9 protein-coding genes are annotated in these 20040 nt (G+C 60.9%); 5 read left to right on the top strand and 4 right to left on the bottom strand.

Annotated features, from left to right (window positions below; translation table 11 throughout):
* Positions 1 to 23 precede the first annotated feature (23 nt).
* Complete coding sequence (locus tag HDF16_RS09605; RefSeq protein ID WP_184215876.1) at positions 24 to 1976, bottom strand: winged helix-turn-helix domain-containing protein; 1953 nt, start codon at positions 1974 to 1976, stop codon at positions 24 to 26.
* Between the two features lie 394 nt (positions 1977 to 2370).
* Here HDF16_RS09605 and HDF16_RS09600 point away from each other — a divergent pair, with 394 nt between their 5' ends.
* Positions 2371 to 6774 (top strand): Ig-like domain repeat protein, encoded by a 4404-nt coding sequence (locus HDF16_RS09600; protein ID WP_184215874.1) that lies wholly within the window; start codon positions 2371 to 2373, stop codon positions 6772 to 6774.
* Positions 6775 to 6834: 60 nt separating this feature from the next.
* Here HDF16_RS09600 and HDF16_RS09595 read toward each other — a convergent pair whose 3' ends face one another.
* Together HDF16_RS09595 and HDF16_RS09590 are read right to left on the bottom strand one after the other, a co-directional pair.
* The gene (locus tag HDF16_RS09595; RefSeq protein ID WP_184215872.1) at positions 6835 to 9303 is read right to left on the bottom strand and encodes a beta-galactosidase; all 2469 of its coding nucleotides are present in this window, start codon (positions 9301 to 9303) and stop codon (positions 6835 to 6837) included.
* A gap of 119 nt (positions 9304 to 9422) precedes the next feature.
* Positions 9423 to 12941 (bottom strand): carboxypeptidase regulatory-like domain-containing protein, encoded by a 3519-nt coding sequence (locus HDF16_RS09590; RefSeq protein ID WP_184215870.1) that lies wholly within the window; start codon positions 12939 to 12941, stop codon positions 9423 to 9425.
* A 319-nt stretch (positions 12942 to 13260) separates the two neighbouring features.
* Here HDF16_RS09590 and HDF16_RS09585 point away from each other — a divergent pair, with 319 nt between their 5' ends.
* Genes HDF16_RS09585 through HDF16_RS09575 form a run of 3 tightly spaced genes read left to right on the top strand, consistent with a single transcriptional unit; the run spans position 13261 to position 18033 of the window.
* Positions 13261 to 16293 carry a two-component regulator propeller domain-containing protein gene (locus tag HDF16_RS09585; protein WP_184215868.1) on the top strand — a complete coding sequence of 1011 codons (3033 nt, stop codon included), beginning with the start codon at positions 13261 to 13263 and terminating at the stop codon, positions 16291 to 16293.
* The gene (locus HDF16_RS09580; protein WP_184215866.1) at positions 16290 to 16928 is read left to right on the top strand and encodes a response regulator; all 639 of its coding nucleotides are present in this window, start codon (positions 16290 to 16292) and stop codon (positions 16926 to 16928) included. The genes HDF16_RS09585 and HDF16_RS09580 overlap by 4 nt, the downstream gene beginning before the upstream one ends.
* A gap of 28 nt (positions 16929 to 16956) precedes the next feature.
* On the top strand, positions 16957 to 18033 hold the full coding sequence (locus HDF16_RS09575) for a glycoside hydrolase family 53 protein (protein WP_184215864.1): 1077 nt from the start codon (positions 16957 to 16959) through the stop codon (positions 18031 to 18033).
* A gap of 23 nt (positions 18034 to 18056) precedes the next feature.
* On the opposite strand, the gene HDF16_RS09570 is transcribed toward HDF16_RS09575, so the two are convergent.
* Complete coding sequence (locus HDF16_RS09570) at positions 18057 to 18452, bottom strand: hypothetical protein (RefSeq protein ID WP_184215862.1); 396 nt, start codon at positions 18450 to 18452, stop codon at positions 18057 to 18059.
* Positions 18453 to 18571: 119 nt separating this feature from the next.
* On the opposite strand from HDF16_RS09570, the gene lpdA reads away from it, so the two are divergent.
* Positions 18572 to 19993, top strand: a complete 1422-nt coding sequence (gene lpdA, locus HDF16_RS09565) for a dihydrolipoyl dehydrogenase (RefSeq protein WP_184215860.1) — start codon at positions 18572 to 18574, stop codon at positions 19991 to 19993.
* Positions 19994 to 20040 lie beyond the last annotated feature (47 nt).

The raw sequence follows: 20040 nt of genomic DNA, 5'->3' as shown, positions 1-20040 counted from the left end.
GCGCGATGCCACCATTTCGAATCTTAGCGAAGCGAATTCGGGTGAATGGGGACCAGCTCCATCAAGAGGCTTTGGAAGCGGGGGTCGCCGTGCAGTGAGAAGTATGCGGGGCTGACACCGATCTGCAGCGAGTCGGGATCGTGGGCGGTGATCATGGCTTGAAGTGATTGAAGCGCGTTTACCTTGTCTCCGGCGTCGACCTGCCACTCTGCCACCTGAAAGTCGTTGGGATGCTTCCATTGAGTGGGAGCGAGTGAGGCTTCCAGCTTCAGATGCGCGTAGGCTGGCATGCCTGAAGACTTCAGGATGGCGAGGCCGTGGCGTTCGAGCTGAGCGCGGGCGTGGTCATCTTCGAGGTCGGCCATGCGAATCCATTCGTTCACTGCTTCTTCGTATCGTCCGGAATACCAGAGCGCCCAGCCGTTCTGGTCGTGGGCTAGTGTCCAGTCGGGTTTGAGCTCGAGGAGATTGTGGGCTGCGGCGAGGGCGCGGGGGTTGTCGCGGGCGGCGGCGGCGAGATAGGTCTCGGTGAGATAGACGGGCGGCCAGAGCGGGTCGGCGGCGTGGGCGCGGTCGACCTGCGCGAGGGCTTCGGGAAGGTGCCCGGTGTTTCCCAGCAGCAGAGCGTACATGATCCTGTGCATGGCCTGGCCGGGTTCGAGTTCGATGGCCTTTTCAAGCTCGGGAGCGGCGGCGGGGGCGTTCCAGTCGTGGCGGAAGAGAAGGAAGCCGAGGGTCGCGTGGGCCTCGGCTACGCGTGGGTTGAGGGCGATGGCGCGTTGGGTGGCTTCGCGGGCGGCGGCGTAGTTGGCTTCCTTGTTGTCAGCTAGGTGCTCGGCCCTTAGCAGGGAGGCGCTGCCGAGGCCGGAGAAGGCCTGGGCGAAGGTGCCGTCTTCGGAGATGGCTTTCTGAAACGCAGAAATTGCGCGGGTGAGTGCCTCGTCGCTGTGCTCAAGAAGAGAGGCTCTTGCGTTCAGGTAATCGCCATAGGCCTGGGTGTTGTTGGTGCTATGCAGCGGGTTCAGGTGATTGTGGCGGGTGTCGCTGAGAGCGGCGAAGAGGTCGCGCTGCATCTCGTCGCGAATGGTGCCAAGGGCCTGCGGAGTTCCGGTGTAGTGGAAGCTCGAGAGATGGACGGCGTCACTGCCGCGGATGAGCTCGAAGGACAGGTCGAGGGCGTTGCCGGTCGCGGAGATGGTGCCCACGAGAAGGGCGTCGACGTGGAGCTTGGCGGCGAGATCGGGGATGTGGGTGAGGTCGATCGGAGAGCTTCCGAGGGAGTTGGCTGCGGTGACCTCGACGCCCGGGAGCTGTGAGGCCATATCGGTGAGTTCGAGGCGGAAGGGGCCAGCGTACTGCTGGGCGAGGGGGCCGGTTGCCTGGATGGGCGCGATGGCGAGGCGGAGGTCGGTGTGGGCCGGGGCTGGGCGGCGGTATCTGTAGATGGCTGCGGAGACGATTGCGAGAACCAGGATTGCGGCGGCGAGGATCGGCCAAAGGAACGATCGCGTCTTTTGGTCGGTCGGTATGGGTGCCGGTTGACTGCGGAGCGGTTGTGGCTCTTCCGGAGGCGGGGGCTCCATCGCGAGCTGCGGCTCTTCGGGCATCTCCAAGGTTGAAGCAGGCGGTGGGGCCTCAGCGGTCTCGAATCGGACATCGGCGATGAAGCGGTAGCCGCGCTTCGGGAGGGTCTCGATGAACGAGGGCGACTTCGGGTTGTCGCGGAGGATGTAGCGAAGGTGGTTGATGCCGTTACTGATGGCGTGGTCGTGATTGAGATGTTCGCCGGAGGGCCAGATCTGGGAGCGAATCTCGGTGCGTTCGACGAGCGACCCTGGCCGCTGCAGGAGGAGTGTCAGGAGGCGGGCGTTCTGGTCGGTGAGGCGGAGCTTCGACCCCTTGCGCAGAAGCTCCCCGGAGGCAGGATCGAACGTGAAGTCATCGAACGCATACCTTCCTGCCGAGTTTTCCGCCATGTTGTTAATCTAAATGATGGCTTCGAGCGCTTGTCTAATTCGTTTAAGTAGATGTAAACAGGCAACTTGCGAGACGAGGTTTAAACGAGGTTCTTGCGAGATCGAATTGTTAACCCAGCGTGTATGTTCGAGATCAATCCCTATCAAGCCTTGACCCCTAAGCCGGTCAAAGATCTCTTGCGAGTCTCTCGCGACGACCAGGAAGACAGTTATGTCTCTGTTGTTCGCCAGCCCGATGCTGAACCCGATGGGGCTGAGAAGCCAATCGGAGGCTAACGCCTGTTGTCGTTTTGAGTTGATCTGTCGCCCGCTGAGTTGAACTTCGCACCCTGACTTAGTCCTCATTGAGCAGCTATTGAACTTTGAATCCTGAATTGTCTCCCGGAGGTCTTCCATGTTTGACCGCATCTCGCAACATCGTTGGTTTGCTGCTACGGCTCTTTCTCTTGGACTCATCTTTGCTCTCCCCGCTGCCGCGCAGACGGTGGTGAAGCCTGGCGCAGCTTCGCGGGTAACAGCGCAAGTGGACGATGCGAAGCGGGTGATGCTGCCCGGTTCCGTGATGCCGGCGATTCGGAAGGCGACTGACCTTGGCGCGGCTCCAGCTTCAAACGCGGCGAATCGTATGGTGCTGCTGCTCCAGCCGAGCGATGCGCAACGCAAGGATCTCTCTGCGCTGATTGAGGCGCAGCATACCAAGGGATCGGATACGTTTCACAAGTGGCTTACGCCGGCGGAGTTCGGCACGCGGTTCGGGCCTTCAGCGGATGATGTGGCGAAGGTATCGACATGGCTACAGGGCAAAGGCTTCACTGGGGTTGAGGTCAGCCACTCCGGGCAGACGATCGAGTTCTCGGGAACCGTGGGTACGGTTCAAAGCGCGTTTGGGACTTCGATCCATCGCTTTCAGACCAAGTCGGTTAGCGGGGCAGTGGAACAGCACACGGCGAACGTAACTGCGATCTCGATCCCGGCGGCGCTGGCACCGGTGGTGGCCGGGGCGCTCTCGCTGAGTGACTTCCATTCGCGTCCGATGCATGTGGACTTTGGAACGGCAACACGCAATGCTGCCGGGAAGATGGTGCGGACCAAGGGTGATTCGACCTCGACCGACGGCAACGGCAACTTCGCTTACGCTGTGGCTCCGGCGGACCTGCGCAAGATCTATGGTGGGGACGCGCTTCCGGCGGGTGTCGATGGCACGGGCGTTTCGATCGCGATCATTGGGCGCAGCGACGTTCAGCTAACGGATATTCAGTCTTTCCGCGCGATCTTTGGGCTGCCAGAGAACGATCCGAACTTCATCGTCAGCGGCACTGATCCCGGCTCGGACAATCCCAACGATGCGGGCGAGTCGACGCTTGATTTGGAGTGGGCTGGAGCGATCGCCCCGAAGGCGACGATCAACTTCGTAACCGCTGGAAGTACCGATACGACGGACGGTATCTCTCTTGCGGCTCTCTATGCGGTGAACAATGTGGTTTCGCCGATCCTGACGGTCAGCTACGGATCGTGCGAGATGCACAACGGGCCAGGCGGCAACCAGTTCTGGAACGGTCTTTGGGAGCAGGCGGCGGCTGAAGGCATCAGCGTCTTTATCTCGAGCGGTGACGGCGGGGCAGGGACATGCGACGCGGATGAGCAGAACTCTCCGGCGGTTGAGGGCGACTCGGTGAATGCGCTGGCGTCGACTCCTTACAATGTCGCGGTGGGCGGAACCCAGTTCGCTGAAGGCGGCAATTTCATGCAGTATTGGGACTCGAATAACGAGGGCAATTTTCTCTCGGCGCTGGGGTATATCCCGGAGGCCGCATGGAACCAGAGCTGCGATCCCACCCAGGCGGCGGGGCCTTTGAACTGTGTGCTGGGACAGACCTACTATGAGGGGGTCGGCGGTGGTGGTGGCCGAAGCAACTGCGCCTACGGAACAGAAGATGACGCAGGCAATGTGACGTGCACGGGTGGTTATGCGAAGCCTTCCTGGCAGACTGGCACCGGGGTTCCGGCTGACAACGTGCGCGATGTTCCGGACGTGGCGTTGAACTCTTCGGGTGCCGACGATCCTTATCTGTTCTGCTTCGAGTCGGGTTGCCAGTACACGGTGACGAATGGTGTCTACTCCCTGAACAGCGCGAACCTGGTGGGCGGAACGTCGGTCGCTTCGCCCATCATGGCGGGCATCATGTCGCTGGTCGAGCAGAAGAATGGCCAGTGGCAGGGACAGCCGAACTACACGCTGTACAACCTTGCGGCGAAGAGTGGTGCATCCTGCTCTTCGAGCACGCGCACCGATCCGACGCAGTCTGCAACGTGCACGTTCAATGACGTGACCGATGGGAACAACAGCGTTCCGGGATTGCCGGGATATGGGACGTCGACTGCCGACTTTACGGCTGGTGCTGGTTACGATCTGGCGACTGGACTGGGAAGCGTCAACATTGCGAATCTCGTAGCGAACTGGAGTTCGACGACACCTGCGGCTAGCACGACGACGACACTTTCGACGACTGTGACCACGGCGAAGCATGGCGCGGCGATTCCGATGAGTGCGGCGGTTACTTCGGCGAGTGCAACGCCGGGCGGCGACCTAGTTCTTCTGACCGACAAGTACGGGGCAGGCGATGGGTACACGCTCGACTCGACGGGTAAGTGGTCGGGTGATGCGAAGGATCTTCCGGGAGGGACCTATAACCTGAGCGCTCGGTATGCGGGCAATGCGGCGTTCTCTACAAGCACTTCGACCGGTATTCCCCTTACGATTACGCCTGAGGACAGCGCGCACCAGTTCAGCACGCTGGTCTTCAACACGACCAACTTCACTTACGTTCCCGGCACGCAGTCTCCCTATTTTGGCGCGACCGTGTACATGAAGGACTATGTGGCGGGTCTCTCCGGACAAGGGATTGTGACGGGAACCGCTTCGGTGCTGGTGGATGGCAAGACGACGCTGGCGAGCGGGCCGGTGACCCAGGATGGCGGGATACTGCTTTCATCGACGGACATCCCGGTGGGTACGCATGCGCTGACGGTGCTGTACTCCGGAGACAACAGCTTCAACCCAAGCACGTCAGCGCCGATCACGGTGACGATTCCCAAGGGGCAGAGCGTTACGTATCCGAACCCAGTGGGAGGGCCGGATTCATTGACCTTCGCGGGACTCTCTGTATCCGGGACGACGCTGCCCACGGGCACCATGCAGCTTTGGGACAATGGAGTTGCCATGAGTCCGCCGCAGCCTGTCGTCTACAACGGCATAGGCGGAGCAGGATTCGCGCAGATCAACACGCAGCATACCTATACACCTGGCCAGCATACGATTCAGGCGACCTATAGCGGCGACAGCAACTATGATCCGGTCGCGTTCGGCTCTGATTTTGCATATCAGCGGACGCTCAACTTCGGGCCTTCGAACGGCACAGCGGCGACCATCGTCAGCTTTACGATGACCAATCCGCCGACGCTATCGCAGGGCAGTATCGCTACCTTCAATGTCTCTGTCGTAGCGAAGACACCGAACGGAACTATGCCCACCGGCCAGATCAGCGTCTATGACGGCAACAATGAGATCGCCAGTGTCTTCGTCGTGAACGGCAAGGGATCGGCGATTTCGTACATGGACGGAGCAGGGGACTTCAACCTTCGCGCGGAGTATGAAGGAGACACCAACTTCGCGTCGAGCCTGAGCGCGAACACGATCAAGCTGAGTGTTCCCAAGCTCACGCCTGCGATCACGTTTACTACCAGCGATAGCGTTGCGCTTCCGAACAGCCAGGTGAGCCTGAACTTCACCGCCAGCGGGCAGAAGATCAACCCCTTTGTAGAGCAGGATCCGACCGGGACCATTACTTATTCCGACTCGGTGAATGGAGGGGCTGCGCAGGTGCTTGGAAGCTTCCAGGTAGGCTTCGTCAACGGGCTTGTAGGTGGCTACAGCGGACGCTTTACGCTGCCTGCCGGGACCAACGTCATTACCGCAGCCTATGGCGGAAATGCCAACTTCTTCCCCGCGTCTGCCACGAGCACGGTTGTCGTCGGCGACCCCGGCTTCACCATCAGCTCCACACAGAGTTCGCTGGTGGTGAATGCCGGTGCACCTTCTACTGTTGATCTGGCGCTGTCTCCGACGCTGGGCTTTACCGGGACGGCGGCATTGACTTGTGCCGGTGGTGTGCCTGCTGGGTCAACCTGCGCGTTCTCTTCATCGTCGTTGACATTCGGCGGGGCGCAGACGTCAACGCTCACTGTGACTGTACCCGCAGCTTCGCCTACTACTGTCGGCCGCGTTGCCGAACCTAAGAGCTTGACCGCTATGGCAGGTGCGGCCTTCGCCGGGGTTCTTCTGCTGTGTGTTCCGCGCCGCCGCAAGATGGCATCGCTGCTCGCGCTGTTGCTGGCAGTGGCTGTTCCCTTTATTGGTTGCGGAGGTTCGGATCAGCCGAAGGCGACTCTGTTGTCGGTGAGTTCGAGCAGCATCAAGGCGGGATCGGGATCGGCGGTTACGTTGACTGCAAATCTCAATGCTCTCGAAGGCAGTCCGACGGGAACGATCACCTTCTACGACGGCAAGACTGCGATTGGATCGGCGGTTACGTTGAGTGGAAATACGGCTACGATGCAGACCACGACGCTGGCAATTGGGGCACACGCTATCACTGCGGTTTACAGCGGAGATAACAAGGACCAGACGAGCACTTCGACCGCGATTACCGAGGTGGTTACCGGGACGACGACGCTGCAGGTCAGTGCAACGGCTGGGTCGATTGTGCAGACGCTTTCCATCCCGCTGACGCTGCAGTAGGGCAAACGGGCTTTCCTGACGGCGCAGCCACTTCGGCTGCGCCGCTTTTTTTGCACGTCGTTACGGCAGGAGGATAGAGGATTCGTACTCGGGGATGAGCGAGGCGCGGATCAGCTTTGGGATGGCGCGGCTGGTGTTGAGCTTCTTCCAGGCGCTGTCGTCGAGGTAGATGGGAGCGGTGGCGGCCATGGGTAAAACTTCGAGCTTCAGCGTTGCGGGCTTGCCGGGAGGGATGAAGCGGTCGATGCCGATCTCGAACGGCTGGCCGTTGAAGAAGTTGTCGTCGAGAAGGGTAGAGGAGGAGTAGAGCCTTGCGATGTCGCCTGTGTAGTCGAGCTTCAGGAAGAGGTTGCTGAGGCCGCCTGCGGGTGGATTGGGGAAGGTCAGTTGCCAGGTGCTGGCGTTGGCGAAGGCGCTGTCCGGTGGGACGATGGGGACTTTGGTTTGGCGCCAGTCGAAGTAGGGACCCATTTGCATTGCGGCGACGGGCTCGGCGGTGTGGGTTGGAGTGATGGACAGGTTGAGGTGCTGTTCCGGCTGGTGGGTGGTGTAGATCGACCATGCGCCTTCGTGGGTCTTCGAATTGCTGAGGGATGGGAAGATGGCGATGCGTTGATCAGGCGAGAGGGTTGAACGGAGGCGGAGATTTTTGCCGTCAAAGAGGATATCGGAGTGGGTCATTGCGAGGTGATCGTGTTGGTCGATCTGCGGGAGGGCAGTTTGCTCGGCTTCATCCTGGGTGAGAAGGAGAAGGCGAGTTACCTTTCCTGTGTTGTCGGTGAGTTGGAGGAAGCTGTTGAGGCCGGGGGTGAGGTTGGAGATGCGAATGGTGCTGCTGGTGCGATCGACTTTGGCTCCGGGAGCGTGGAGGTCGCGGACGCTGGAGGCGTCGAAGTAGAGCTCTGGTGTGATGCCGGGCAGAGCGAATAAGACGATTGTCTTGCCGTTCGGTGTGTCGAGTTGGGTCAGAAGCTGGGCCGTGCTGTAGCGGAGGGTGGCGTTGCCGATGGGGAGATTGATCGGCCAGGCGAAGTAGGTGTTTGCGGGGATGTCGATGGGCTTGCTGGGGATGAGGATGTCTTCTTTGGCGAGCTTGATGTTTACCTGAAATGCTTTGCGCGCGGGCATATCGAGCTGGCGGACGTAGTTGTTGACGAAGAGGAAGCCTGCTGTGCCGTCGGAGCGCACGGCTACGCGGGGTGAGGATGAATCGGCGGGGTTACGGGTGTGATGCTCGGGGGCGATGGCGACCATGGGAGCGAGGGTTGAGCCGTAGGCGTTGAGGAAGAGATGGATCATGCGGGTCTTGCGGTAGGAGTTGCGGGTCTGGCCGAACTCGCCGATGGGAGCGCCGAAGTCGTAGGTAAGTTCGGGGAGGTCGTTGGGGAAGCCGGAGGCTACGGACTCCTGGAGCGTGGTGAGCTTGCCTTTGGGATTGGTGCCGCCGTGGAACATGTAGTAGCCGTAGAGGTTCACGCCGGAGCCGATGCCGGTGAGGGTGAGGGCGGCGATGTCGTCGGAGGAGAGGACAGGGCGGCGGTGATAGGCGGTCGCCATGCCTCCGCCTTGTTCGGCTGCGAAGTAGGGGTCGTGCTTGAGGTCGACTTTGCCGGTGGGATCTTCAGAGGGAACGGTGGCGCCCATGTCGCCGAGCTCGCGATTGAAGTTGAAGAGGTAGTTCATGCTGGGCGGCAGGTTGGTCTGCGAGCCGAACCAGAAGCCGTCGGGGTAGCCGCCGGAGACAGGGACGACTTCGCGTGGGGGGAAGTCGAGTGAGGGCCATCCGGTGACGGAGAAGAGTGGCGGGTCGATTCCGGCTGCGATGGCGAGTTGCTTCAACTTGAGGATGTGTTCTGCGCCGCGACGGGGGCCGTGGAGGCCGTACTCGTTTTCGAGTTGGGTGCCGATGATGGGGCCGCCCTGCTGGAACATGAGGCCGTGGACTTGAGTGCCGATCTGGTCGAAGAAGTTCTGGACGTGGTGGAGGTAGACGGGGTCGTTGGTGCGGTTGTCGGGGAGCTTGTTGAGCCAGTCGGGGAAGCCACCGTTGCGGGCTTCTCCGTGGGCCCATGGGCCGGGGCGGAGCCAGACGTACATGCCGTGTTTGGCGCATAGCTCGACGAAGTGGCGGAGGTCGCGCTGGCCGGTCCAATCGAATTGGCCTTCGATCTCTTCGTGATGGATCCAGAAGACGTAGGTCGAGATGACGTCGATGCCTGCTGACTTCATCTTGAGGATCTCGTCTTCCCATTCGCTCTCGGGGAGGCGGGAGTAGTGGAGTTCTCCCATGACCGGAAGCCAGGGCTTGCCATCGAGGACGAGGTAGCGGCTATTGACCTGGAGAGAGTGGCCGTTGGGTGAGGTGCCGCCCATGTGGAGGAAGCCGGTCTCGGGCGGGGGGATTGGAGTGGAGGCATCGACTGTGATCGTGACTGGTGATGCTGGTGCTTGCGCGCAGATGAAGGGAGAGGGGATGCAGGCGGTCCAGAGGGTCATGGCCGTCATAGTGGCGATTCCAAGTTTTTTCATAGGTGTCTCGTCGAAGCGCTTCGCGCGGTGTTGGGGGGCGAGGTGTCGTCGGCCTGATAAAGAAAAGAGCGGTGCCGGCAGGTTCGCCGGCACCGCTTTGGGAGACCCCGCGAGCAGGCCTAAAAGTAATATTTGGCGGCGAACTGGAAGGAGCGATGGCCGGTTCGGGTGCTGGTGACTCCGGCAGATGAGGCGTTGTCGGGAGCGATGCCGATGTTCGAGAAACCCATGTAGAGGTTGGTGTCGAAGGGCTGGTAGTTGTCGAAGCCGCGGTTGAGGAAGTTGAAGGACTGGGCGCGGATCTCGAGCCGGCTGGACTCGCGCATCTTGAACTCCTTGAAGATGCCTAGTTCGTCGTTGAAGTAGGCAGGGCCGTGGATGTAGGGGAGGCGGAAGGTGCCGTTGTGGCCTTCGTAGGGAGCGGTGAAGCAGCTCGGGTTGAAGTACTGGTGAGCCTTGAGTCCCTTGGCCGGATTGCAGGTGACGATGGGGACAGCGGCTTCGTCGGGCGTGCCGGCTACGGAGTCGCCGGAGATGGTAACGGTAGCGGTGGACCCGGCGGCGGCGGGGATGACGTTTGCGGGATAGGTGCCGTAGATTCCGATGACCTGGTTGCCGCCGTACTCGTTGTGGAGGACGCCGTTCTGGGCGATGTCGGTGAAGGGGCTGCCGGAGCCGTACTGTTCGATGCCTGAGATCTTCCAGCCATCGAGAGCGGCGTTGCCGAGCTTGCTGTTGCCGAGATACTTCTGGCTGACGTGTGGCAGCAGTAGGTAGTACGACACGTTGACAGCTTGCGAGCGATCGAAGGGCGCTGGGTTGTAGCAGTTGTGCTCGTCGAAGGTGTCTTCGCAGTTGTAGGCGAGAGCCTTGCCGTAGGTGTAGGTGAGCCAGGCGTTGAACCATCCCTTGGAACGAGATGCGGTGAACTGAAGCGAGTTGTAGTTGGAGCTGAGGTTGTGGAGATTGACGCCGATGTCTCCGAAGCTCTTGTAGGTGCGGTTCAACTGCTGGTAGTAGTTGCCACCGAAGTAGGGGCCGCCGTCGTTTACGGTCGTCTCGGAGCCTAGAGGCACTGTGTTGAGGGTGCTGTACCCGTTGAGGTGGCGGGTGGTGTTGCCGACGTAGCTGGCTTCGACGTGGATTGCCTGGGGCAGGTTGCGCGCGACGGCCAGGTTCCAGGAGTAGGTCACGGCGGGGTGGTGGTCGGTGGGCGAAGCGCTGCCGTAGACGACGCCGGGGTTGGATGCGGGGTCGATCGCGGATGCGGAGGCGAGAGTGAGGGGGGTGCCTGAGCCGGTGTAGTAGCTGAAGACTTTCAGGTTCGGAGGCGCTCCGACAGCGGAGAAGGCGTTGGTGCCGGGGTCTACGTAGTAATTGGTGCCGAAGCCGCCGCGGACGATGGTCTTGCCGGTGCCGTTGAGGTCATAGGCGAAGCCAGCGGATGGGGCGAACTGGAAGCTGAGAGGCTTCGCGCCGGAGATGGGAATTGCGGAGTTGGTCGCGTGGGTCTGCATGCCGGAGTATGCGGTGATGGGAGCGGTGGCATCGTAGGCAGCGGGATTGAAGACGGCGATCTTGCCGTCCTTGTCGAACCACCAGGCGATGTGGTCGAGGCGTGCTCCATAGTTGACGGTGAGGCGGCTGCCGATCTTCCAGGTGTCCTGGCCGTAGAAGTCGAAGCGCTTGTTGATCATGTGCGCCATGATGTTCTGGCTGCTCTGGGCGTAGCCTGCGATGCGGCCTACGTAGAGATCGGCGAACTCATTGCCGGTGCTCCCAGCAACGTAGGTTCCGGCGCTGACGGTTCCGTTATCGTTTCCGGTGGTCTGGTTGTTGTAGGCGGCGTAGACGTCGTAGAAGCCGAAGCGGAGGATGTGACGGCCGAGGACCTTGGTGACGCCATCGGTGATGGTGGTGGTGTTCTGCACGGTGTTGAAGGGCGGGGCTTCGCCGCCAGGAATGTAGAGACCGGGCGTTGAGCTGAAGCTTACATTCGGCAGGATGTCGGAGCCGGGGTAGAGGTTCGCGTAGGGATAGGCGAGGCCGGTGCGGGAGACGGCGGCGGGGTCGTCGATGTTGATGCGGAGGTTGAAGCGGGTGTAGGCGACGGAGAGCTCGTTGGTGAGCGACTGCGTGATGGTGTTGACGAGGTTGAAGTTGAGCGAGTTGGAGGCGTTGCGGCCGATCTGATCTGCCGGGTAGGGGATCTTGGCGAAGTTGACGGTGTTGTAGGGGCCGTAAGGGGCGGGTACGTTCTCGTTCTCGTGGTTGAAGCGGCCGGACAGGTGGATGCGCTCGGAGATGCTGTAGTCCAGCTTCAAGTTCTCCTGGTTGCGGGGATCGGAGGTGACGAGGTCGGTGATGAGGTTATTGCCAGCGGTGTTCTTCGAGGGGTCGGCGTTGGGCAGAGGGAAGGCGTTGAGGAGGATGAGGCCACCGGGATCGACTGCGGCAGCATTGAGGGTGCCGTTCTGACAGGAGGGGCTGTTGTAGTAGTTGCCGGTGCAGGGCTGGTTGGACTGATAGAAGTGGCGATAGGTGCTTCCGGCGATCGCGCCGAGCTCCGCGGGGGTGAAGAGGCCCTGGCGCATGGCGGCGGTGGGGACGAGAGCGGCCTGTGCGCCGAGGTCGACGTGCTGCTGGGTGAACTCGGCAGCGGCGAAGAAGAAGAGCTTGTCGCGATTCTTGTTGAAGCTCGAGTGCGGGAACATGACCGGGCCGCCGATGTTGACGCCGGGATAGTAGAAGCTGGAGTTGGCGCGAGGCAGGCCAAGCTGCTTGTTGTAGGCGTCGTTGGAGTTGAAGACGCTGTTGCGGGCGGTCATGTAGGCCTCGCCGTGGTACTGGCTGCCGCCGGACTTGGTCTGGGTCTCGAAGACGATGGGGCCGTTGGGTTGGACGGAGGAGAAAGCGCTGGTCTCGACCTTGGCTTCGGAGATCATGTCGACGTTGGGGGTGACGGCGGCTGCGCCGGCGGTGTTGAGGTCTGTCACGGGTGCGCCATCGGAGACGATCTGTACCTGGTCGAAGCGGTTGCCGTTCACGGTGTAGGTGCTGGAGTTCTGGCCGAAGCCGGCCTGTTCGCGGTTGTAGGAGCCGGTGAAGTTGCCGGTGTTCGAGGCTCCGGGGATGAGGTCGAGGAGCTCGATGGCGCTGCGGCTTTCAATGTTGAGGTTCTGGATCTGCTTGGCGGTGAGGGTGTAGGACTGCTCGCCGGAGGTGGTCGGGGTGACGTTGTCGGTGTCTGTGGTGACGGTGACGGTGATGTCGCTGCTGGCGATGGAGAGGGGAATCTTTGGGAGATCGAGCTGGTCGTTGATGTGGACGGCGATGCCGTTCTGGCGGGCGGGACGGAAGCCCGCTGCCGAGACCATGATGTCGTAGGTGTCAGGCGGGATGGCGACGAAGTTGAAGGCTCCGCTGTTGTTCGAGGTGGCGGTGCGCTGGACCTTGCTGGACTCTTGGATGAGGGTGATCTTTGCGCCGGGGACGATTGCGCCGGAGGGGTCGGTGATGGAGCCGGAGAGGGTTGCCTGGCCTGCCTGGGCATGGACGCGGGTTGCGGGTGCCCCGATGAGAGCGAGCGTGACGAGTGCGAATACTGCTGGCCTCAAAGTGAAGATGCTTCTGAACATCGTGGTGTGTCTCCGATTTCTAAGCCTGTTGCCCCTCCCGATGGCTTGGGAAAGATCCAGGACTGTTGTTTTGCGCGAAGACGACAGTACGCGTATGGCAACACGATCGGGAACATACGAAAGTATGCGTGGGATGATTTGGTTTGAGGTATTTTGTGGCGAAGTAGGCGACGGCTGGGGAAGGGTTTACGTTGCCACCCATCGCGTAAAACAAAGGCGCGATGGATGGGGCACCCAAACTCTAGGTTCCCGCCCATCGCGTGGCAGGTAACACCGTCGTGGCTTGTGTATTGCGTGGACGCGAGAGCAGAATCGGAGCGTGTTTACGAAAACAATGCGGGTTGCCGGGTCGATTGCGTTGCTGCTATGCCTATGCCGGGGTGTAAGCGCTGCCGCATCGGGCGCTGCGCCACATGCGGAGACTGCTTCGCAGTCGCTGGCGAACTATGCGGCGCGGGTGTGGCAGACCAAGGATGGGCTTCCGCAGCAGACGGTGCAGGCGGTGGCGCAGACGCCGGATGGCTTTCTGTGGATCGGAACTACCGGCGGCCTGCTGCGGTTTGATGGCTCGCGATTTGTGCTGTTTGATCGGAGCACGACGCCGGCGTTTCAGGAGAACAGCGTCTTCAGCCTGATGACGGCGCGTGATGGCACGCTGTGGATCGGTAGCGAAGGTGGAGGGCTGCTTCACCTTGAGAATGGCGAGTTTCATCGCTTTGGGGTGACTGAGGGATTGGCTGACGGATTTGTGAGGACGGTGCTCGAGGATCGGGAGGGAACGATCTGGATCGGGACGGATAACGGCTTGTTCAAGTTGCCGCGTAGAGCGGCGCGGGCTGTGCGCGTGGATGGTGTGGGGGCGATTCCGCTGCTGACTGTGCACTCGATTACGCAGGCGGCGGATGGGGCGATCTGGGTTGGGGGCTCGCAGTTGCTTGAGATTCGCGACGGGGTCGCGACGAACTGGCCGCTGGCGGGGGAGTACAGCGAGACCACGGTGAAGTCGATCCTGCAGACGCGGGACGGCACGATGTGGGTGGGGACTGTGTCTGGATTGCAGAGGCTGTCTAAAGGTACAACGCGGTTTGGACGATTCGCGGGCGTTCAGGGTACGGTGCGTGTGCTGCGCGAGACGAGCGATGGCACGCTGTGGATTGGGACGATTGGGCAGGGTGTGTTTACGTTGCGGGGCGGGCGTTTGGAGTCGATTGAAAGCAGCCAGCCTGGGGTTCTGAACCTGCCGAGTAAGACGGTGCTTAGCTTGTTTGAGGACTCGGAACATAACCTGTGGCTGGGGACGCAGGCGGGTGTGGCACGGTTCAGCCGGTCTTCGGTGAAGCTGGTGCCGCTGCCGAATGCGTCGGACTCGGACTTTGGGACGATCTCTCTGGATAGTGATGGAACGCTGTGGGCGGCGAGCACGGGGCTTTCGCATTTGGTCAATGGTGTGGCCACGCCTAAGGTGTTTCCAGAGTTGAACGGCGCGCGGGTGCGGAATGTATTTCGGGCGTTCGATGGAGCGCTGTGGATTGGGACGGATGGGCGTGGGTTGTTCCGGCTGGGCAACGGGTCGGCGGTGCATTACACGATGGCAGATGGACTGGTGAATGACTTCGTGCGCGGGATTCTGGAGACGCGGAGTGGCGATCTGTGGATTGCGACTGATGGTGGGGTGAGTCGGTTGTCGCATGGCGTCTTCAGCAGCTACAAGGTGAAAGAGGGGCTGGTGTATTCGAGTGTGCGGTCGATGCTCGAGGACCGGGCGGGCGATGTGTGGTTTGGGACGGACCGCGGGGTTAGCCACTTTGCGGATGGGCGGTTTGTGCAGGATGCGGTGACTGCGGCTCTTGCACAGGAGAAGGTGTGGGCTCTGCATCAGAGTGCGAGTGGGGCGCTTTGGTTTGGGACTCCTGACAATGGGCTTTATCGCTATGTCGCGGGCGAGGCCAAGCTGACTCACTACACGACCGAGCAGGGACTTGCCAGCGACAGCATCTACTCGATTCTTGAGGATGCGAGGCAGAGGTTCTGGATGAGCGGAGCGGGCGGGGTTGCGGTGGTCTCCGTCGCGGATTTAGAAGAGATGGCGAGACATGCGCGGACCAATTTGTCGCAGAGGTTTATTGCTGTGGCTGAAGGCGGGCGGCTGTCGCCGCTTTATGGTGGGACGCAGCCTTCAGGCGTGATTACTGCCGATGGCGATGCGTGGTTTCCGACCAGCCGAGGGCCGGTGCAGTTCTTTGGTGATGAGAGTGACGCTTCGCCGCCGCCGAAGGTCTTTCTCGACCAGGTGGTTGCGGATGGGCGTACGTTCTCCGCGCAGGGCGGACCGATCGAGTTGAGTGCGAACAATCGGAACCTTGAGATCTCTTATGGGTCGATTTTGTTGGCTCCGCAGGATGCTGTGCAGTTTCTGTATAAGCTCGATGGCTTTGAAGATGCCTGGCGGTATGGGACGAATCGCCGGGTCGCGGACTATACGAATCTCCCGGCGGGGCACTACACGTTTCGCGTGCGGGCGCTGGATGGATCGGGGCGTATGACGGAGCGGACGGTTGCGCTTTATAAGCAGCAATACTTCTTTCTGACGTGGTGGTTTCTGAGTTGTTGCGCGGCTGCGGTGGTGGTGCTGATCTGGTGGGTGCATCGGCAGAAGCTTCGGCGGGTGGAGGCGGCGTTTCAGGCGGTGCTGCAGGAGCGTGCGCGGCTGGCGCGGGAGATGCATGACACGTTGATCCAGGGATGCGCTGGGGTCTCGCTGCTGCTTGAGGCATGCAGCATTGAGACGGGTGGGAACTCCGCGCAGGCGGAGCTGCTGGACTATGCGAGGACGCAACTCGCGTCTTCGATGGATGAAGCGCGGCAGGCGGTTTGGAATCTGCGCGGGGAAGAGTCGCTGGACTTTGGTGAGACGCTGATGAAGCTTGCGGAGAGGGTGAATCGGTCTTCGAATATCGAGGTGGAGTGCGTGATTGAAGGCAGCGCTTATGACTTTCACGCGTCGGCGATCCATGAGGTGTCGATGGCTAGCCGCGAGGCGATCTACAACGCGCTGCTGCACGCGAACCCGACGCGGGTGGATGTTCGGGCGTGTTTCCGCGAGGAGGAGTTTACGTTGTCTGTGGTCGACGATGGATCGGGGTTCGAGTCTTCGGATCGGATTCCGCAGGGGCATTACGGATTGATGGGGATCAAGGAACGGATCAGCCGGTTGGGTGGGAACGTGAAGGTAGAGAGTGCGAGGTCGCGCGGGACAAGTGTGTCCATCCGGCTTCCGCGTGCGGCAGTGTGCTCGCTTGTGCCGCGGGAGGCTGCGCTGGAGAAGCATCCGATGGGTGAGGTGACGCGATGACGCATACGGTGCAGGCGCCGCCTATTCGGTTGATGTTTGTGGACGATCATCCGATCGTGCGGATTGGGCTTGCGGCTTTGATTGGAACGCTGCCCGGTATGGAGACGGTCGCGCAGGCGGGGAGCGGACGCGAGGCCATCGCGCTGCATCGCGAGCATACGCCGGATGTGACGTTGATGGACTTGCGGCTTCCGGACATCAGTGGCGTCGAGACGATTCGGACGATCCGTGCGACTTCGCCGGAGTCGCGGTTCATCGTGGTGACGACCTATGAAGGGGATGAGGACATTCACCAGGCGCTGCAGGCTGGTGCGAGTGGATACATCATCAAGGGGCTGCCGCATAACCTGCTGGCGGAGGCGATCAAGCGGGTCCATGCGGGCGGGCGTTATCTGCCGCCGGTGGTGAAACGGGCGCTGGCGAGCAGGACGCCGAACTCCGACCTGAGCGCGCGGGAGCGGGAGATACTGGCGAAGATTGCGCAGGGGAAGAGCAACCGCGAGATCGCGGCGGAGCTTGAGTTGGCGGAGATTACGGTGAAGTGCAGGGTCTCGGCGATCCTTGAGCGGCTTGATGTGAATGATCGCACTGAGGCGGTTGTTGCCGCCTTGCAGCGTGGATTGCTGCATTTGTAAGGGGAGGTTGGTTGAAGTGAGGGTGTTGATGCGTCTCAGTTCCGTGCTGTTGCTGTTTGGATTGCCGTTGACGCCTTTGGCTGCGCAGTCTGGTGGTGCTCCGGTGTCAGCTCCGAAGGACCACGCAGCAGCGCGAGCGCCTTATTTTATTGCTGGAGCTGACGTTTCCTTTCTGCGCGATCTGGAATCGAAGGGCGTTGTCTTCAAGGACGGAGGACAGGCGAAGCCGGGGCTCGAGATTCTGCGGAGTCATGGGTATAACTGGATTCGGCTGCGGATCATGAACGAGCCCTCGCCGCTGCCGAACACGCTTGCTTACACGCTTGCCGAGGCGAAGGCCGCGAAGGCGCTGGGGTTCCGGCTGCTGCTGGACTTTCACTACTCAGATGACTGGGCCGATCCTGAGCATGAGAGGACACCGAAGGCGTGGGCGAAGCTCTCGCATGACGAGTTGGTGAAGGCGGTTTTTAATTTCAGTCGCGATACTGTGACTGCGTTTCGGCTGCAGGGCACGATGCCGGATATGGTGCAGGTGGGCAACGAGGTGACCGCAGGGATGCTGTGGCCGGATGGGCGGCTGCCGGATCGGTGGGAGCAGTTTGCGGAGCTGGTGACTGCGGGGGTCCGCGGTGTGGAGGCGGGCAAAGGAGATCTGCCGCGGCCGGCGATCATGATCCACATCGACAGAGGCGGGGACATCGAGAGGACGCAGTGGTTCTATGACCACCTGATCGTGAACCATGTGCCGTTCGATGTGATTGGGCAGTCGTACTATCCATGGTGGCAGGGGAGCCTTGAGGACCTGCGGAAGAATCTTGCGTTCATGGCGACGCGGTATAAGAAGCCGATCGTTCTTGCTGAGACGGCCTATGACTGGCACTATGGCGAAGATTTTTCGGGGAAGAAGCGTGAGTTTCCGGAGACTCCCGAGGGGCAGCGCGAGTACCTGGCTGCGGTCGTAGAGGTGGTGAAGCAGACGCCGAATGGGTTAGGTAGAGGCGTGTTCTGGTGGGAGCCGATGGCGGATGGGGCTATCGCAAAGAGGGGGATCTTTGATGATGAGCACAATGCTCTCCCTGTGATTCAGGTGTTCGATCGACCGTAGTCCTTTGCGGAGAAGCGGAAGCGCTAATTCTCTTTTTCCAGTTCGACGACCATGACTTCGATGGGCTGGCCGGAGGCGTTGACGTCCTGATGGAGCGCGCCGGCGGGCATGGCGGGGAGCCAGTAGGCCTCGCCGACTTTGAGATTGATGGTCTTGGTATCGCCGGACTCTTCGACGATCTTCAGCGTGCCTGGGGCGAGGGCGATGAGGACGCGGGGATGGTCGTGGTGGTGTAGCGGTAGCGGGGTGCCGGGCTGGATGGTGGTGCGCCAGACTTTGACGGCGTCGTTCTCGAACTGGGTGATGCGATGGGTGCTTGCCGGTGGTGCCGGTGAAGAGGCTGCCTGTGCATGGGCGACGAAGGGTGTGGCGGAGAGTATCAAGCAAAGAGCGAAGGCGGCAGGCATTGAAGTGGGCAACGGTTTTCTCCTCGTGGCGGATAAGGAGGGATTATCGTCCTGGGGTGGGGGAGATGCCAATTAAATCGAAGGGCGTAAAATTGAAATTGTCGCGAATTCGGTAGGAATGGAGCAATTTCTTGGCAGATCAGATCTTCGATTTAGTGGTGGTTGGTGGTGGGCCTGCGGGGTATACGTGTGCGATCCGAGCGTCGCAGTTTGGTTTGAAGACGGCGCTGATCGATGCGAATGAGCGGCTGGGCGGGACATGCCTGCTGTGGGGTTGCATTCCGACGAAGGCGATGCTGTTCTCGGCGGAGCTTTGGGACCACCTGAAGCATGCGGAGAAGTACGGGATTGACGGCGTGAGTGATCCGAAGCTGAACTGGAAGAACCTGATTGCGCGCAAGGATGACGTGATCTCGCGGCATACCAAGGGTCTCGACTTTCTGATGAAGAAGAACAAGATCACAGCGATCAAGGGCTATGGTCGGCTAACGGGTGCGGCGAAGGATGGCGTGCACTCGGTTGAGGTGAAGTCGGCTGACGGCAAGACGCAGATCGTGCAGGGGAAGAAGGTGGTACTGGCGATGGGGTCGGATGCGCGGATGCTGCCGGGGTATACGGCGGACGAAACAATTCTGACGAACATCGAGATTCTGAAGGCGCCGGAGTTTCCGAAGTCGCTGGTGGTGATTGGCGCGGGCGCGGTGGGTGTTGAGTTCGCTTCGGTGTTCAAGAGCTTTGGGGCCGAGGTGACGATCATCGAGGCGCTGCCGCGGCTGGTGAATGTCGAAGATGAAGACATCAGCAAGGAGCTGCTGCGGCTGTATAAGAAGCGCGGGTTCGAGATGCATCTTTCGGCGAAGGTGGACAAGCTGGAGAAGAACGACGGCGGAGTGCTCGTTCACTTCACGACTTCGGATGGCAAGGGCGCGACGAAGCAGGCGGAGAAGGTGCTGGTGGCGATTGGACGTGCTCCGAGGACGTATGACGCGGGGCTGGACAAGACGAACATCAAGCTGGATCGCGGGTTTGTTCCGGTGACGGAGTGGATGGAGACGACGGAGCCGGGCGTTTATGCGATCGGCGACATCGTTGCCGGGCTGCCGCAGTTGGCGCATGTGGGCGGGATGGCTGGGCTGGTGGTTGCGGCGAAGCTGGCGGGCAAGTATGCGAAGCCGGTGCGGCGTGACCGGATTCCGGGATGCACATACTGCGATCCGCAGATTGCTTCGGTGGGGCTGACGGAGGCGCAGGCAAAGGAGAAGGGCTTCCAGGTGAAGGTCGGGAAGTTCCCGTTTGTGGGGAACTCGAAGGCGACGATTCTGGATGCGCATGATGGGTTTGTGAAGGTGGTGGCGGACGCGAAGTATGGAGAGATCCTGGGCGTACACATCATCGGGCCATATGCGACGGAGATCATCGCCGAGGCGGTGACAGCGATCGAGCTTGAGGCTACCGTCGAGGAGATGATGTTCACGGTTCATGCTCATCCGACTGTGGCTGAGGCGTTGCTGGATGGGTTCTCGAGTGTTGAGGGGCTGGCGGTGAACGTTTAGGTCTTCGTAAATGCAGTGCGTGGAAACAGCCGGAGATGATTCCGGCT

The sequence above is a fragment of the Granulicella aggregans genome (assembly GCF_014203275.1).
In the GTDB taxonomy this organism is placed as follows: Bacteria; Acidobacteriota; Terriglobia; order Terriglobales; family Acidobacteriaceae; genus Edaphobacter.
Note: the sequence above shows the minus strand (reverse complement) of the source record. Positions and strands in the feature narration are given on the sequence as shown.

Bases quoted from the DNA above. Each gene is read 5' to 3' on its own strand.
- HDF16_RS09575 (WP_184215864.1), top strand. From the start codon at position 16,957: ATGCGTCTCAGTTCCGTGCTGTTGCTGTTTGGATTGCCGTTGACGCCT.
- HDF16_RS09590 (WP_184215870.1), bottom strand. From the start codon at position 12,941: ATGTTCAGAAGCATCTTCACTTTGAGGCCAGCAGTATTCGCACTCGTC.
- HDF16_RS09580 (WP_184215866.1), top strand. From the start codon at position 16,290: ATGACGCATACGGTGCAGGCGCCGCCTATTCGGTTGATGTTTGTGGAC.
- HDF16_RS09595 (WP_184215872.1), bottom strand. From the start codon at position 9,303: ATGAAAAAACTTGGAATCGCCACTATGACGGCCATGACCCTCTGGACC.
- HDF16_RS09600 (WP_184215874.1), top strand. From the start codon at position 2,371: ATGTTTGACCGCATCTCGCAACATCGTTGGTTTGCTGCTACGGCTCTT.
- HDF16_RS09605 (WP_184215876.1), bottom strand. From the start codon at position 1,976: ATGGCGGAAAACTCGGCAGGAAGGTATGCGTTCGATGACTTCACGTTC.